Genomic DNA, 14,635 nt, shown 5'->3' on the forward strand with positions numbered 1-14,635 from the left:
TTCATGTATTTATCAATAAGCAAAGTTAAAGATGAATTGTTAAAAAATGTACAACCAGTGTTCTTCTTCGATACATGTTCAATATTGGATATATTAAATTCTATCCATTTACATGGATTGTCAGATTCTTATGCAAGCAACATGTTTGAACTCATCAAAATTAACGGAAAGTCTTGTTGGTTAGTTTCCTGCCAAAACGTTAACGAGGAGTGGATTGATAACATTGATACTGTTCTTTCCACTATGGATAAAGAAATAAAAAAGCTAGATCGTAGTATAAGTTCGACAATTAACGTGACTAACTTAGTTTTAAATGCCAATTACTCTATGCCACCGAAATTTTCAGGTCTCAGTATATCTAGTAAAATAAAGTCCTTATCCGAATCATTTCTAAATTCTTGTCGGTGTATTGAAAGAACTAATGATCATACGCTAAAAGCAATGCAGAGAGTTCGCAAACTTGAAGCACCAGCTAGAAAAGGAAAACTTGAGCCAAAAGATTGTGAAATTGTTGAATGCTTTTTAGAGTTATGTCAAGAACTACGGGGGGCTGGTTTTAATGAGAAAATCATATTCGTTACTGCAAATAAAGATGATTTTGGGTCATACAATGATCTAAAACCACCACTTGATACTCAATTTTCGTCTAATCAGGCACTATTGATAAATAGTGTGGATCATGTACTAGCAATAGCAAGAGGGCAAGCATAAAAATATTTAAAGATTAAATTTACTTCTCCTAATTTGGCAGAAACGTTAAAATTATTATTCTATACAGTTTCTGCCAAGAGGTGAATTGCTTTGATTAAGTACAGATTGTCTCTACTGCTTACTTCCCTAATATTGTGAATATTAACTTTTACCCATTAGATATCCAGAAACAGCCTTTTCTCCCTCTCCAAACATTTTTCGCCTAAAAACCACACGCCCACCTTTTGATTTAGGCCAGAATTTCTGCATACGCTCATCTACACAAACTTCATTTCTTCCTGAAGACATTTTCGTCGCCCTAAATACACACTCACCAAATGCTTTAGGTTGCTTACTTGAAGGCAATCCAACTAACGAGACAATAGCTTTGCTCATTGCAAGTCCTACACCAATATCCAGCGCAGGTAATGAATATCGCTCTGAAAGAGCAATATTAATAATGTTACGCGTATCCTCTATTGAATCAATTGCTGCTCGTCTAGCACGATACATAGCATCGGCTCTGTTATCTTCGCTCACTTTAAAAAATGCAAGAATACCATCACCTAAATACTCTGTCACTTGCCCCTGTTCAAATTCTACTGTTTTTGCTAAAGCAGGTAAAAGCGCCGAGGTTTCATAAAATACCCGTTGCAGTTGCGATACTTCAGCTGTCTTTGCAGATATTGCGTTTAATAAGTGTTTTGTTGAGTCGCGCATATCGGCAACGAAAGCAACAAACTCACTAATGATTGTCTCATCTTCAGAGACCCAAGGGTGTCCGGGCAACATTGATGGAACAGCTGCATCTATCGCATATCCTTCCATTCCTAAATTAGCTTTTGCAAGGCTTTCATGAACGACTATTGTTTTCCCACCATTTTCCCAATGTAATTCAGCCCGATCCAGAGCGGTATTAACAATATCTTTTATCTGATCTTTTTTTGCATTATCCATAATGTTTACTTGATAGTTAAGGAGTAAAGATACAATCCAATACTTAAGGATAGCCAGACATAAATAAACTTCGTGCAAATAGCGTATCGGCAGAATTTCATTTCCCTAATATAAGTTAACTTCATCTTTTCATAAATTAACTCATGCATTATCTGCGTTTCATCGGGTAACATATCAAAAACATCTTTTACCGTGTAGTTTGCCTTTGCTTTTATAAAAGATCCAATAAATGAATACTCAACTTTAAAAACTCCATCACCGTAAAATATTCCTTTCGGTTTCTGCCCATAAATCCCAGAAGTAGGATTTGATATAGAAGTTAATGCTAAAAATAAATACAACACGGACACAATCCAAGAACATATCATTATAATGATGAGCAGCTTACAGATATCATATTGTTTCCACAACAACAAAACAGCGTCAGATATATCTTTCACTAACGTTATTGGCATGAAAGCAACGACAAACAGAAAACCAATTTTAACATCAATCGCCCTAATTGTACTCTGAACATCACTGATAGATTGATAGAGAAATTCTATTTTTTTGTCCATTTTGATCACTATAAAAAATAATATACACTCGAATGCACTTGCACTATTTGCAAAGAATCATTATACACTAACCTATCAAAAACAAAAGGGCAAAATAATCAAATCACTAGCGTGAGATATCTGTTTTTTTATTCCATCTATTTAGATATAGCATTTAAGCACAACCGTTAATTTGTCTTATGTTATAACAATCAACTATTTTATGATGGGAAATATTATTTTATCTTAGAAGTTAACCAGCGCCATAAAGATGTATTTTTAGCAGTAGATGATGTGTTCGCCCATGACGGATTCATCAGGTCGCTTGGTAGTAAATATTTATGGTCATCCTCATCAACAACTACAGCATTTAACTTATCAGCTATCTGCAACATCTTACAATTAAGCGCCTCGTCTGGATGCTTAGTCGAAATCCTTCCATCATTCCAATCAAGCCAAGGTTCATCGTGTTCACTTTGACCACTCCATATAGCAAAAAACTCCCCATTCTTGCGATCTATTGATAGTTCTTTATCATCATCAACAAGCTGGAGCCATTCCTCACTACTGATTGGATTGCTTGCGCTATCGAACCAATTTTCTGTTCTTATTATATGAAGTTCCCAGCCCATAGACACCTCCGTTGCTTGTTGAAGCTACAATATTATGACTGGCTATCGCCAGTCAATGAGATCCACCGGTGATACACGATCACGTCCCATTTTCTCAATCAACTGTTGTAATCTCTTGGCTCTCAATTTCTGAGCCTTTTTCTCACCAATCTCCTGATAGTATTCTTCCCGGCGCTCCGCGACAACTTGGCGGAACTTCTTCAAAAGCTGTTCCAGTGTTTTCATATCTGTCGTCGCAGCTTCAGCTTGGATTTTTTTATACATATACATAACATGGAATTCATCAATCATATTGGTTATCTCCATTTCATTACAGGATTATTTCCCTCTGCACGAGGGAATATTGCCATTTTTCAAAACTGATTCACAGTCATTTTTAACTTCCAGTATATACGCTCATCAGCATCATCCGGTTTTATGTTTTTCAGTACAAGTTCAATAATATGCTCTTTATGCCAGTATAAAATCGTTTCCTTTAACTCATCTATATTGATCTCAGATACATCTTTTCCTTTTCCACTTTTAACATAGTCTTCAACTTCACAGGTAATCAACACATCATAAAGTATCTCTGATAACATTTCCCCTGTTAAAATATTCATGGCTGTTTCAGGCTGTTTTTCAGAGATGCTATAGATCGTTTCGCAATATCCCTGTAATACATTTGTAATAAGATTTATCGCCATTTTATTACTTTCATTTAAAATAATCTCTTTCATACTGATTCCTTTTATTAAGTTAAATATTAGATAAATATCGAGAAGGTATTAATACTATTTATTAGATACTATTTTGATGATTACAGAACCATATTCCAGATCCATCTCATCATACAGTGTCTCATTTACATAACGATTTAAATCATCTAACAAGGTCTTATCATTCATGATTTCTTCGACAGAGCTACCTCTTAATGCGATAAATATATCCAAGCTCTCTTGGATAAGACTCATCACTTCAGGTGTTTTCTCACATAACATACTTACGATTACTGACATATCATTCTTCATCTGTTTTTCCTTCTGTTTATAGTTAGCCCCTTGCGGGGCAAGATTAGTTCTTACTTTCTAAAGTTTTCTGAATACCCTACCAACAGGGCTGCTACTTGTTCAAAGTTAACCTCATAAATATCACCACAGTTTCCTTCTTGCGTGGTAAATCTCTCAAAGTTATTCTGAATATGGTCAATCACATAAATAATAAAGGGACTCATAAAATCCGGATCATCCAAATAATCATTGGCATCTCCATCGCCATTAACTTCCATAAACATATTCCAGCTTGCGGAAAATGATCTACAAGCCAGATCATAAAACAGCTCTGTTGATTTATTTTTAATAACAGTTTCTTTAGACATACTTATATCCTCATAATTAAATGCTTATTTTATTCATTTAGTTTTATATTAGCCCCTTGCGGGGCCGAATAGATGACGCCAGTGATTATGTATGTAAAATATAGTGACTCATCACATGATGTATCTGCCTCAAGTTAACAAGCACTTCATCAAAATATACGTTTTTAATCGATGCTTTGTATTTATGTTTTTTCAAGAACTCATTAAAATCTTTCTTACCGTTCTCTATTATTGATTTTAAAACACCTTCCATATAACCATCGTCTTCAAGGTTATGATAGAACCTTTCCCCCATATATTCATGCATACATCGCAAATAGTAGTCATAGTCTTCGCCACTTTTCAGAACAAAGTATTTTGTATCATCATTACTAACATTTATTTCTATTTTTTTCACTTTCATTTTCGCTTCCTCTTTTATGTTATTTATTATTTCTGCGTGAATCGGAAATGGTATTTTCAATCCATGCATCAATCTCACTTTCCACAAAGGCTACAGATCTTGCCCCGATGATTACCTTATCCGGGAATCGTCCTTCCTTGATAAGCTCATACATTGTGGTTCGACTAAATCCGACTCTTCTCAGAACTTCTGGAACACGGATTAATCTTTTACCTGCGATTTCATTTCTCATTTGTTTTTTCCTCTGTTGTTTCAACGAGAACAATAATAGCGAATTCGCTTATGGCGTTTTAGGGATGTTGGCAAAAGAGTTTTTCAAAAAAAATGGGGGTATGTGAACAGAAAAAAAATTGTTGAGGATGGATGCGATCACGTTCGCTCAGGGCGAACGTAACCCTTTTTTTACTTGTCTTCTTTCGTCTTCTTCTCGTCTTTGACGTGATCTACAATCTTTGTGTCCTTTAAGACATTGTTTTCCATCATGTAATCTTCAAACGATTTCAGATAGTTCTCGTCTGTCAGCAACGCCATAGCCAGCGGATAGTCAGTCACCTTAAGCATTCCCTCATCCCTGTCCTTCTCGCTGTTCTCATGCAGCAGCGATGACATCAATGAAAGTGAGATTTTGGTATCATTATTATCTGCCCCCCAAAAAATCAGATCCATCATCGGGATGAGTCGGTAGTCGATGATTTTTCTCAACGTGCTTTTGCCAAAGCGATACTTCCTAACAGCCGGATCGTTCATTTTTAGCTGTTTCTTCCATTGGGGAATGAGCACTTTCAGGTGTTCGATGATGTCTTCGGTTGAAGCCTCTTGCAGGAAGATATCGACGGTAATTGAGGACAGACTTTTGATACCGGATTCCTTCAGATACTCCGACATGTATTCAGACTGACTTATCTGGGATGTCTCAGGATGGGTTCCAATCAGTGTCAAACTTTTCGCATATAATTGTGCGTTGCTCCGGGTTACGGGGACCACTGCATAGGTTCTGGCAAGCCCATCTCCCTGCGTGGATGTGTCGCCGCTAAACAAAATTTCGCCTCGGAGGATCTTATAGCGGTAATCATCCAATAAGGCTCTGCTCAGAGGCGGTAACGTGTCCCGACGTATCAGCATATTGTAGGCCAATATACGCCGCTCAACCTCAACATAGAATTGCTGTAGGGTGAGTTCCTTTATCGCTTCATACCGTTCAACATCAAACCATTCTTCCAGTACTTTCCTGAGTTCGCTTCGTTTCATTACTGTGCTATCCGTTTTTACCATTTTTAGTTGTTTTAACTGACAGAACAATAAGTTGTCCAGTATTCACGTCGTGCAGCTAAGCATCTCATGCAGGTAGGTTCTTAAGATTGGCGAGTATTACAAAATGGACTGCAGGTTTTCTGTTATCAGATTACTGCTTTTAAAGGATTTAGTTGCGCTGGAAGGGCTTAAGACTGGATAAATTTTTGATGAAAAACACGGATTTTAGATACAGAAAAAGCCCGTTTTACACGGGCTTCTAATGCATTACTTTATGCATGACAAAATCAAAAACATTTTGTAAGTTATTGATTTTGCCATAAAAATGGCGGAAGCGCAGAGATTCGAACTCTGGAACCCTTTCGGGTCGCCGGTTTTCAAGACCGGTGCCTTCAACCGCTCGGCCACACTTCCTGAGTGAGGCGAACTATAAACACCTCACCGCGTGCTGTAAAGAGTGCCAGCAATCGTTCGCTGTAAAAATAGTCAAAACGTGTTTAATCGGTTGAACTGACAACACATCGACGATTTTATCAGCACAGGCCTAGTGTTTCTTGATGTACATGTCTTTCGTGTAATAGTACCCCAGCTTATCCGGCGTAAAGCCGCCCACCCACGGTTTCACCAGGTGCGTACGGACGTAGTGATACACCGGAATGGCGGGCACATCGCGTCCCAGCAGAGCTTCCGCCTGCTGGTAGAACTTACCCCGCTCTTCCGTTGTTTTGGCTTTTGCGGCATTCACCAGCGCCTGGTCGTATTCCGGATTGCTGTACTGGCTGGTGTTTTCGCTGTCGCCGGTGCGGAAGTTGTTCAGGAACGTCGCCGCGTCGTCGTAGTCGGCAATCCAGGCGTAACGCACCGCGTCAAAGTTGTGGGTGTGCATGGTATCCAGCATGGTTTTCCACTCCTGATTTTGCAGCTTCGCGTCCACGCCGAGGTTTTTCTTCCACATGGAGCTGGCGGCAATCGCGATGCGCTGGTGCGATTCAGAAGTGTTATAGAGCAGGTTGAAGCTCAGAGGATGGCTTTCGTTATATCCGGCCTCGTTCAGCAGTTTTTTCGCCTCGGCGATGCGCTTGTCCAGCGGCCAGCTGGCGTAATCCGGGTTCTGGAGCTTAACGCCGCCGATGTCCGGCTGGCTGATGAGCCACGCCGGGCGCTGCCCCTGCCCTAATACTTTTCCGGCAATGATGTCTTTATCGAGCGCCATGTTCAGCGCCTTGCGCACGCGGGCGTCGTTGAACGGCGGTCGGGTGGTATTGAATTCGTAGTAATAGGTCGCCAGCTGCGGAGACACGTCCAGCTGGCTGCCCAGGGTTTTCTTGAGCTGGGCAAACTGGTTGATCGGCACCGTGTAGACAATATCAATTTCGCCCGCTTTATAGCGGTTCACATCGGAGGCCTCCGAGGTGATGGGCAGGTAGGTGACCTTGTTAATCACGGTGTGCGCGTTATCCCAGTAGCGCGGGTTACGCTCCGCCACGATGCGTTCGTTGACCACCCACTGCGACAGCTTATACGCCCCGCTGCTGACGAAGTGCTCCGGTTTGGTCCACTTGTCGCCAAAGCGGCCAATCAGCACTTTATCCACCGGCACCAGCGACGGGTGCGCCAGCATCGCGAGGAACGCCGCATTTGGCTGGGTGAGCGTCACTTCCAGGGTGGTGTCGTTAATGGCCTTCACGCCCAGCGTGTCGGGGGATTTTTTCCCCTGAGCGATATCGGCCGCGTTGGCGATATGCATGTTGCCCGGATAGCTCGCGTACGGTGACGCCGTTTTCGGGTCAATCAGGCGCTGCCAGCTCCAGACCACATCCTCTGCGGTAATCGCCGTGCCGTCGCTCCAGGTGATGCCCGGACGCAGATGGAACGTCCAGACGGTGTTGTCCTTGTTCTCCCATTTTTCCGCCAGCCGGGGCTGGACCTCACCCGACGGGGAAACGCTCACCAGACCTTCGAATAAATCACTGATAATATTGAATTCGATGTCGCTTTCGACTTTATGCGGGTCGAGCGAAGCCGGTTCACTGCCATTATTCCTGACCAGTTCCTGTTTATCGGCCAGCGCGGTTCCTGCCGGCACGTTAGCCGCCCAGGTCGCCGTGCTGGCGCACAGGATCCCGGCGGTAAGTAAAGAGAGCGTAAAGCGCGTGCGTGTTTGTGGTTTCATGTCCTTCGCCTTATTGTCTGTTTTTGTGACGATCCGGAAATAACTCTTAGCGGCCTTATGGTAATAACGCAATAATTTTCAGTAACCTATAAGAGGTTGATCTGATTAATCGCGTCAAACCGCTGTTCATACTGGTGAAACGTATTTATGCAGAAGAAACAACCAGGTCCCGCGCTAACCTGCTGAGTAAAGATGGGTAAAACCACTTTGAGAGTGACGCGCCGTTTCCTATTCTTTCCGTTAATTACATCTGTCATAAGAGAGTGACTCATGGATCGTATAATTACTTCCTCACGCGACCGCACATCGCTACTCAGCACCCACAAGGTGCTGCGCAATACCTATTTCATGCTCAGCCTGACGCTGGCGTTTTCGGCGATCACCGCCACCGCCAGCACCGTGCTGATGCTGCCGTCTCCGGGACTGATCCTGACCCTGGTGGGTATGTATGGTTTGATGTTCCTGACCTACAAAACCGCTGACAAACCGGTCGGTATTCTGTCCGCGTTTGCCTTAACCGGCTTCCTGGGCTACATCCTGGGGCCAATCCTGAACGCGTATCTGTCCGCCGGCATGGGTGACGTGATTGGTATGGCGCTGGGCGGCACCGCGCTGGTGTTCTTCTGCTGCTCGGCCTACGTGCTGACCACGCGTAAGGACATGTCCTTCCTCGGCGGCATGCTGATGGCGGGTGTTGTGGTGGTGCTGGTGGGTATGGTGGCCAACATCTTCCTGCAGCTGCCTGCCCTGCACCTGGCGATCAGCGCCGTATTTATTCTGATCTCTTCCGGCGCGATCCTGTTTGAAACCAGCAACATCATTCGCGGCGGTGAAACGAACTATATTCGCGCCACCGTGAGCCTGTATGTGTCGCTGTACAACATCTTCGTCAGCCTGCTGAGCATCCTGGGCTTCGCCAGCCGCGATTAAGCTGACCTGCTGAAACAAAAAGGAGAATGCCCCCGGCATTCTCCTTTTTTTATGCCTTAATCACCCCGGCAAATATAGGTGGGGTAACGCCGGTCCTGAATCAGCCATACGGAAGGCGAGAGTTCAGAGATCGTGAGATAGTAGCGTGCGGTCGGGCTGGCAAAGCTTCCCCACTGGGCATCAGGGGTGTTGTCATTGTGTCGACGCCAGGTCTTGGTGTAGCTCAGGACAATTACCTTATCATCGTCCCGTCGCTCCCACGTAAAATCCACGTCCCTGTCAACGATCAGGCTCTTACCTTCAGCCTTTGCAGCGCCTTTGTAGGTGGTCAGGCCGGTGCCGTTACGATGAAAATAGAACTGGGCAACGGCATTGACCTTCACTTCATTTGCCTTTCCTTGATTGCGCGTAAAATTAAACTCGGTGCTGCAGGCCAGCGCATCGCGCTTATAGGCTCCGCCGGTGTAGATAAAGAGCGCAAACGCCCCGCCAACGACTGCGCCACCCAGTCCGAACAGAAGTCTGTTTTTCATTCTTCCGCCCCGCTTTTATAGCGAATAGTTTTACACAGGCTGGCTTCACTCACCGGGCAGGCGCCGATGAAAACCTCATCGGCGGCGGCAAGCGAAAAGCGGGCGCTGAAATAATAAATGTTGTACTCCTCGCGCTCGCACGCGACGTTATTTTTCTTCAGCAGCTCGGCCAATTTTGATAACACCAGCGGTCGGCCATGATCGTTGATCACCCAGAGCCGACAGCCAGCTATTTTTTCCTTAACGGGTTTGAGTGTTGCGGGTACGGTTATCTCAAGCTGTCGGCTAAAAAACAGGCTAAACCCCACGACTGACGTCGTTAATACCGCTAAAACCAGCCACCACTTTTTGGATAAACGCTTATATCCTGACAGCTGCTCAACGGACGGCTGAGATACTTCGGGCGTAACGCTCTCTGCGGGCTTAAAAATAACGTCGGCGTCAAAGCGGAATCCAAACCGGGGCACGGTCACGATATAGTCGTGGCTGTCGCCCAGGGCGTGGAAGCTTTTGCGTAATTCACTTACCGCCTTATTGAGGTTATTTCCCGACGGCGTAAAGCCGAACTCCTCCCACACGCGAGTGATCAACTCTTCCCGGCTCAGGTCGCGCCCTTTATGACGAATAAACTCCTGTAAAAGACGAACGGCCGGAGCCGAAAGCGTTAATACAGACTCGGGTTGCCCAACAATACTTATTGCATGTGCTTCAGGATCGAATAACAACGAATTATTGCATATAAAAAACATCTTTTATTCTCGGCTGTTACCGCATGCTTTTTAATCCCTGATACAACGACAAGAAAACCGCCTCCTGAACTGATTGTTTTTTCATCAGAAGGAGTTTTCTCCCCATCCCGGGTCGCGGTATTTTCGCTTAACTATACAACCTTAAAGCCAGGAAAGCAGGATAAAAAACTGTATATAACGAGTTAATTAATACAAATTTTCACAAACCGCTGTTCTGGTTAAAGTTTCCCTGCCCTGAAGCAATACGTTAGCAGAGGGTGTCCCGTTGTGAATGCGCCGGGAATGAACTCAACGCAGGCGGACAGAAAGTGAAACAGAAAAATAGTGTGAATAAGACAACTGCCTTTTATATCGCCGCGCTGTCATTGCCATTTTTCTCAGAAATGGCACTGGCCAATATGAGCGTGTATCCCATGGAACTTAACGTGGATAAGTCCGGTGCGGCGCAAATTAAGGTGGCGTCAAAAACGGATGATATTCAGTTCATTCGGGTGAGGCAAAAGAAAATTCTTAATCCCGGCACGCCCCAGGAAAAAGAGATTGATGTGGCCTCGTGGAAAGAAGGTGGCGTTGTTGTCACACCGGAAAAATTCGCCCTTGCGGCAGGCGCAATGCGCGTGGTTCGCCTGGTATCGCTTGCACCACCGGAAAAAGAGACGACCTGGCGCGTCTATTTTGAAGGCGTAAAGCAGCCTGACAGCATTATTCCGGGCAAGGCAGAAAGCCCTGCGGCGACGGCAAGACTGGGCGTCAATGTGATCTGGGGCGCCCTGATCCATCTCGCACCGGAAAAAAACGTGGTTTCACTGACGATTGACCCTCTCAGGGGAACGTTAAAAAACAACGGCACGTTGCGCGTGCCGCTCAGGGAGATCGGTGTTTGTGATGCGGATTCATCGTGTAGATGGATTAAAGAAGACGCGACGATTTATCCGGACACCGAACGGAAATTAAAAACGCTCACGAAGGTACAAGGCCAGAAATATAAATTCCGCTACTTCAACTGGCTGAATAGAAGCGCTGAAGAAGCTGATTTACCCGTCGTGCAATAACACGACGTCACCGTAAAAACCCCACAGGGTTTGATTAAAGAGCCAGGGTGCTCATTTGTAAATATGGAGATATCAATGCGTAAGTACTTTAAACCTCTGATGATTGTTGCCGCGATGACCACGTCCGTTAGCGCGCTGGCGATTCAAAAAGATATTACCGTCAACGCCAGCGTTGATTCACAGCTGGATATGACCCAGGCCGATAACACGCCGCTGCCGGCAAGCATCGATATGCAGTACCTGCCTGGCCGCGGTCTGGAAAGCTACCGTCTGAATACCAAGGTGTGGTCTAACTCCGCCACCAGCAACGTGAAAGTCCGTCTGGTGAGCGCCGCGAAGCTGGCGAATGCCGACGGTGCTGAAACCATCCCTATGACGGTGAAGCTGGGCGATAAAACCCTCTCTACCGCAGATGTTGAATACACCGGTACCGAACTGTTCCCGGGGAGCATTGAAAACGGTTCTGCGGTACTGCCGCTGACCATTTCCCAGACCACCAAAGGCATTCTGAAAACTGGTCAGTACAGCGGCGTTGTCAGCCTGATGCTGACGCAGGCGACGACCACGGAAGGCGGTGCGTAACACCACAGCACCTAAGGAATAACGTCAGAGGGTGCCCACCCTCTGACGTCAGGATGATGTCGAGGCTCGTTCATGGCGTTTCACAGAAATACTCTCCTCTTTGTTGCTTTGTTACCCGCTTCCATCCAACTCGCCTGCGCCGGGCTGGCCGTCCCACCAGGTTTTGAAGATCTGGCAAAGACGCAGCGCGTGTGGACAGAGGTGAACCTCTACGGCGAATCGCTGGGCCTTTTTGAAACGGATATCACGCTTGAAACGGTGAGCTTTGTCGCGCCTGAGAATGTTGTAGCGGCCATCAAACGCCGGTTTAATGACGCCCCATCCCTCGTTGCCACCGTCTCTGCCGCGTTGGCCGTTCCGCTTGCCCGTAACGGCAACCTGGCCTGCAGCAGCAACGGCTCCGCAGCGGGCTGCGATTACATCGATACCGATCGCGCGGCCATTATTTATGACGAGAATAACGCCCGCATTAACCTGTTCCTGGACAAGAAATTTCTGCCTAAGCAGACGGCAGAGAATGCATGGTATCAGCCCACGCACGGCACCGAAAATGCGCTGATCCATCAACAAAACATTAACTTCGTTGCCGACAGGGATTATCAGTCGGCCACCGTGCAGGGCAACGGCGCGCTGGCGCTCACCCAGGACGGCTATGTGAATCTCGACTGGACCTGGCTGGGGCAGCGTTCACGGCACCAGCAGCAGCAGGAGGTCACCGTCAACAACGCCTGGTTCCGCCAGGATATCCTGCGTCAGTACTACGTCCAGGCAGGCGAGATGGATACCCGCGATCTGTTCAGCAATGCCGGCGGAAATATCACCCTCAGCCAGCTGCCGCTGGGCAAAATTCGCGGCCTGCGCACGGGTTCAACAAGGGCGTGGATGAACCCGGTTCAGCAGTCGAAGGGAACCCCTGTTACCGTGCTGCTTTCCCATGACGCGCGTATCGACGCCCGCCGGGGCAACCAGCTGCTGGCGAGCTTCTATCTGAATGCCGGGGCGCAAACCCTTGACACGCGATCGTTCCCGGACGGGAGCTACACCGTGACGCTCTCCATCTATGAAAATAACCGGCTGACGCGCACCGAGCAGGTGCCGTTTACCCGAACCGGCATTACGCCATTCGACCGCGTCGAGTGGTTCCTGCAGGCGGGCGAAACCGATAATAGCGATCAGAACGAAGAACGCCGCGCGGTTGCGCAGGCGGGCGTACGCCTGCCCGTCACCCCGACGCTGGCGCTGACCAGCGGCGCAACGTTCAAGAAAAACCAGCGTTTCCTGGAGAACGCGCTCGACTGGAGCCGGGGCTTCAACGCGGGCCCGATCGATGGCGTGCTGAGTACCCGGTTTAGCTACCTCTACGGCAGCGAAGGCCAGCGCGGCAATATTCAGCAAATCAGCTACAACGACGGTTTTTCTTTGAGCGTCTATCGCAACGCGTTATCCGCTGAAAACTGCAACACCCAAAACGCGGGATTTGACGCCGTGAACGGCTGTTATCGCACCCTCTCGGTGATGTTCTCCGTCCCGGTCGGCGCCTGGTATGCGAGCCTGGGGTATTCGGATAACCGCAACGAAGGCCGGTACGTTTCACGCCGGGAGCTGCCGGACAGTGACGATCGCCACGATGCGGGTTTGCCGTGGGAATCGGTCTATATGACCCGCTCGCGCACGCGGGCCTGGCAGGCTGGCCTGAGCAATGCCTTCAGCACCCATGGCCTGAACATTAACAGCAGCATTAACCTGTTTATGCGTAACGATGACGCCCGCGAAGGCAGGGATAAAGGCGGCTACCTGAGCGTGAGCCTGTCCATGGCGCATAACCGCCAGGGCGATGCGTCAAGCTACACCTCTCTGGGCGCGACATGGCAGCACCAGCAACGTGAAAAAAACCAGCTGAGCTACAACGTGGCGCATAACTGGTATGCCGATGCCCGCGGCGAAAATGAGTACGGCCTCAGCGCGTCGGGCATTAACAGCGACTCGCTGAATACCTCAGCCTATACGCGCCAGGGCGGACGATATGGCAACGGGAGTCTGACCGTCAGCGACTCCTGGGATCGTCAGGATCGTCGCCATACGCTGAGCAGCAGCGGCAACTACAGCTCGACGCTCGCGCTGTCCCGCTCTGGCCTGTGGCTGGGCCGCTGGAGCGACGGTCGCCCTGCTTCCGCCGTCGCGGTGAACGTGACCACGCCGGAAGATGCTCAGGATCCGCGCGTCGCCGTGTCGCTGGATAACGGCGGCAGTGCCGATATTCCAGGCAATAGCCGCGCCCTCTTCGCGGTGCCGGGCTATCAGCAGACAACGTTGACGGTTAACGAATCGCTGGATGTCTCACGAGGAGCCAGCAGTGAAATCACGCAAGGATCGGGCAGCAGAACGCTGTTTATGGTGCCTGGCAAACTGCTGCGCCGGGACGTGCAAACCACCGCAAGCTACACCTGGCTCGGCCAGTTAACCGACGAGCGTCATTCGCCGTTTATCGGCGGCGTGCCGCTGAACGTGAACGGCTGGAGCGACCTTGGCAACGGCGGGTTTAGCGCCCAAAGCGACGCCCTGCTGCATAACCTCTACCTGGTGCGTCAGCAGCAGTTTTATCAGTGCGCGCTGAACGTGAAGAGTATGCGCGACGTGGTGCGTTATGTCGGGTCGATCCCCTGTAAGGAGTTAACCTTCTCCGCCCTGCCGGATGCCGTCCAGCAGCAGGCACAGCTGATGCTGGCCGGACGGTCGGTCCCTGCTGGACCGACTGCCATGAACACCGATAGCCTCACTAAAGGGAAATGA

At 47.6% G+C, this 14,635-nt stretch carries 18 protein-coding genes and 1 tRNA gene; 5 read left to right on the top strand and 14 right to left on the bottom strand.

Annotation, left to right across the window (positions count from 1 at the left end; all coding sequences use genetic code 11):
- The first annotated feature begins 3 nt into the window (after nt 1-3).
- A complete protein-coding gene (locus ACOTXI_RS01635; protein WP_016243647.1) occupies nt 4-711 on the top strand; it encodes a PIN domain-containing protein in 708 nt (235 codons plus the stop codon).
- Between the two features lie 141 nt (nt 712-852).
- On the opposite strand, the gene ACOTXI_RS01640 is transcribed toward ACOTXI_RS01635, so the two are convergent.
- The 12 genes from ACOTXI_RS01640 to ACOTXI_RS01695 form a co-directional block, all read right to left on the bottom strand.
- Nucleotides 853-1,647 (bottom strand): hypothetical protein, encoded by a 795-nt coding sequence (locus ACOTXI_RS01640; protein ID WP_016243648.1) that lies wholly within the window; start codon nt 1,645-1,647, stop codon nt 853-855.
- Between the two features lie 5 nt (nt 1,648-1,652).
- Nucleotides 1,653-2,204 carry a hypothetical protein gene (locus tag ACOTXI_RS01645; RefSeq protein ID WP_016243649.1) on the bottom strand — a complete coding sequence of 184 codons (552 nt, stop codon included), beginning with the start codon at nt 2,202-2,204 and terminating at the stop codon, nt 1,653-1,655.
- Between the two features lie 215 nt (nt 2,205-2,419).
- Complete coding sequence (locus ACOTXI_RS01650; RefSeq protein ID WP_016243650.1) at nt 2,420-2,815, bottom strand: hypothetical protein; 396 nt, start codon at nt 2,813-2,815, stop codon at nt 2,420-2,422.
- Nucleotides 2,816-2,857: 42 nt separating this feature from the next.
- The gene (locus tag ACOTXI_RS01655; RefSeq protein ID WP_016243651.1) at nt 2,858-3,106 is read right to left on the bottom strand and encodes a hypothetical protein; all 249 of its coding nucleotides are present in this window, start codon (nt 3,104-3,106) and stop codon (nt 2,858-2,860) included.
- Between the two features lie 62 nt (nt 3,107-3,168).
- Complete coding sequence (locus ACOTXI_RS01660; protein ID WP_048977746.1) at nt 3,169-3,534, bottom strand: hypothetical protein; 366 nt, start codon at nt 3,532-3,534, stop codon at nt 3,169-3,171.
- A 54-nt stretch (nt 3,535-3,588) separates the two neighbouring features.
- The gene (locus ACOTXI_RS01665; RefSeq protein ID WP_048977744.1) at nt 3,589-3,825 is read right to left on the bottom strand and encodes a hypothetical protein; all 237 of its coding nucleotides are present in this window, start codon (nt 3,823-3,825) and stop codon (nt 3,589-3,591) included.
- Between the two features lie 50 nt (nt 3,826-3,875).
- Nucleotides 3,876-4,172, bottom strand: coding sequence for a hypothetical protein (locus ACOTXI_RS01670; RefSeq protein ID WP_048977742.1), 297 nt, complete (start codon nt 4,170-4,172; stop codon nt 3,876-3,878).
- Between the two features lie 85 nt (nt 4,173-4,257).
- A complete protein-coding gene (locus ACOTXI_RS01675) occupies nt 4,258-4,575 on the bottom strand; it encodes a hypothetical protein (protein ID WP_008499901.1) in 318 nt (105 codons plus the stop codon).
- Between the two features lie 19 nt (nt 4,576-4,594).
- Nucleotides 4,595-4,807 (bottom strand): helix-turn-helix transcriptional regulator, encoded by a 213-nt coding sequence (locus tag ACOTXI_RS01680; RefSeq protein ID WP_023302112.1) that lies wholly within the window; start codon nt 4,805-4,807, stop codon nt 4,595-4,597.
- 170 nt (nt 4,808-4,977) lie between these two features.
- Complete coding sequence (locus ACOTXI_RS01685; protein ID WP_048977741.1) at nt 4,978-5,823, bottom strand: DUF6387 family protein; 846 nt, start codon at nt 5,821-5,823, stop codon at nt 4,978-4,980.
- Between the two features lie 329 nt (nt 5,824-6,152).
- A tRNA-Ser gene (locus tag ACOTXI_RS01690) sits at nt 6,153-6,240 on the bottom strand.
- Between the two features lie 130 nt (nt 6,241-6,370).
- Nucleotides 6,371-7,999, bottom strand: coding sequence for an ABC transporter substrate-binding protein (locus ACOTXI_RS01695; RefSeq protein WP_058654638.1), 1,629 nt, complete (start codon nt 7,997-7,999; stop codon nt 6,371-6,373).
- Nucleotides 8,000-8,269: 270 nt separating this feature from the next.
- Here ACOTXI_RS01695 and yccA point away from each other — a divergent pair, with 270 nt between their 5' ends.
- Entirely contained in the window at nt 8,270-8,929 is a 660-nt protein-coding gene (gene yccA / locus ACOTXI_RS01700; RefSeq protein WP_058654639.1) for an FtsH protease modulator YccA, read from the top strand.
- Between the two features lie 56 nt (nt 8,930-8,985).
- Here the strand turns inward: yccA and ACOTXI_RS01705 are convergent, their stop codons facing one another.
- Together ACOTXI_RS01705 and ACOTXI_RS01710 are read right to left on the bottom strand one after the other, a co-directional pair.
- Nucleotides 8,986-9,462 (bottom strand): hypothetical protein, encoded by a 477-nt coding sequence (locus tag ACOTXI_RS01705; protein ID WP_008499906.1) that lies wholly within the window; start codon nt 9,460-9,462, stop codon nt 8,986-8,988.
- On the bottom strand, nt 9,459-10,211 hold the full coding sequence (locus tag ACOTXI_RS01710) for a winged helix-turn-helix domain-containing protein (RefSeq protein ID WP_058654640.1): 753 nt from the start codon (nt 10,209-10,211) through the stop codon (nt 9,459-9,461). The genes ACOTXI_RS01705 and ACOTXI_RS01710 overlap by 4 nt, the downstream gene beginning before the upstream one ends.
- 308 nt (nt 10,212-10,519) lie before the next feature.
- Between ACOTXI_RS01710 and ACOTXI_RS01715 the strand changes: the two genes are divergently transcribed.
- The 3 genes from ACOTXI_RS01715 (at nt 10,520) to ACOTXI_RS01725 (ending at nt 14,635) form a co-directional block, all read left to right on the top strand.
- Entirely contained in the window at nt 10,520-11,263 is a 744-nt protein-coding gene (locus ACOTXI_RS01715) for a hypothetical protein (RefSeq protein ID WP_058654641.1), read from the top strand.
- Nucleotides 11,264-11,338: 75 nt separating this feature from the next.
- The gene (locus ACOTXI_RS01720) at nt 11,339-11,845 is read left to right on the top strand and encodes a CS1 type fimbrial major subunit (protein WP_021240847.1); all 507 of its coding nucleotides are present in this window, start codon (nt 11,339-11,341) and stop codon (nt 11,843-11,845) included.
- A 72-nt stretch (nt 11,846-11,917) separates the two neighbouring features.
- Nucleotides 11,918-14,635, top strand: coding sequence for a TcfC E-set like domain-containing protein (locus ACOTXI_RS01725; protein ID WP_058654642.1), 2,718 nt, complete (start codon nt 11,918-11,920; stop codon nt 14,633-14,635).

It is taken from the genome of Enterobacter cloacae complex sp. BZL2005, assembly GCF_049238885.1.
GTDB lineage: Bacteria > Pseudomonadota > Gammaproteobacteria > Enterobacterales > Enterobacteriaceae > Enterobacter > Enterobacter roggenkampii.

What these genes read in the sequence shown, in the direction of transcription:
- ACOTXI_RS01670 (WP_048977742.1), bottom strand. Translation starts at nt 4,172, where the DNA reads ATGTCTAAAGAAACTGTTATTAAAAATAAATCAACAGAGCTGTTTTAT.
- ACOTXI_RS01725 (WP_058654642.1), top strand. Translation starts at nt 11,918, where the DNA reads ATGGCGTTTCACAGAAATACTCTCCTCTTTGTTGCTTTGTTACCCGCT.
- ACOTXI_RS01655 (WP_016243651.1), bottom strand. Translation starts at nt 3,106, where the DNA reads ATGATTGATGAATTCCATGTTATGTATATGTATAAAAAAATCCAAGCT.
- ACOTXI_RS01675 (WP_008499901.1), bottom strand. Translation starts at nt 4,575, where the DNA reads ATGAAAGTGAAAAAAATAGAAATAAATGTTAGTAATGATGATACAAAA.
- ACOTXI_RS01710 (WP_058654640.1), bottom strand. Translation starts at nt 10,211, where the DNA reads ATGTTTTTTATATGCAATAATTCGTTGTTATTCGATCCTGAAGCACAT.
- ACOTXI_RS01640 (WP_016243648.1), bottom strand. Translation starts at nt 1,647, where the DNA reads ATGGATAATGCAAAAAAAGATCAGATAAAAGATATTGTTAATACCGCT.
- ACOTXI_RS01665 (WP_048977744.1), bottom strand. Translation starts at nt 3,825, where the DNA reads ATGAAGAATGATATGTCAGTAATCGTAAGTATGTTATGTGAGAAAACA.
- ACOTXI_RS01635 (WP_016243647.1), top strand. Translation starts at nt 4, where the DNA reads ATGTATTTATCAATAAGCAAAGTTAAAGATGAATTGTTAAAAAATGTA.
- ACOTXI_RS01695 (WP_058654638.1), bottom strand. Translation starts at nt 7,999, where the DNA reads ATGAAACCACAAACACGCACGCGCTTTACGCTCTCTTTACTTACCGCC.
- ACOTXI_RS01705 (WP_008499906.1), bottom strand. Translation starts at nt 9,462, where the DNA reads ATGAAAAACAGACTTCTGTTCGGACTGGGTGGCGCAGTCGTTGGCGGG.
- ACOTXI_RS01720 (WP_021240847.1), top strand. Translation starts at nt 11,339, where the DNA reads ATGCGTAAGTACTTTAAACCTCTGATGATTGTTGCCGCGATGACCACG.
- ACOTXI_RS01680 (WP_023302112.1), bottom strand. Translation starts at nt 4,807, where the DNA reads ATGAGAAATGAAATCGCAGGTAAAAGATTAATCCGTGTTCCAGAAGTT.
- ACOTXI_RS01650 (WP_016243650.1), bottom strand. Translation starts at nt 2,815, where the DNA reads ATGGGCTGGGAACTTCATATAATAAGAACAGAAAATTGGTTCGATAGC.
- ACOTXI_RS01660 (WP_048977746.1), bottom strand. Translation starts at nt 3,534, where the DNA reads ATGAAAGAGATTATTTTAAATGAAAGTAATAAAATGGCGATAAATCTT.
- ACOTXI_RS01685 (WP_048977741.1), bottom strand. Translation starts at nt 5,823, where the DNA reads ATGAAACGAAGCGAACTCAGGAAAGTACTGGAAGAATGGTTTGATGTT.
- ACOTXI_RS01645 (WP_016243649.1), bottom strand. Translation starts at nt 2,204, where the DNA reads ATGGACAAAAAAATAGAATTTCTCTATCAATCTATCAGTGATGTTCAG.
- yccA (WP_058654639.1), top strand. Translation starts at nt 8,270, where the DNA reads ATGGATCGTATAATTACTTCCTCACGCGACCGCACATCGCTACTCAGC.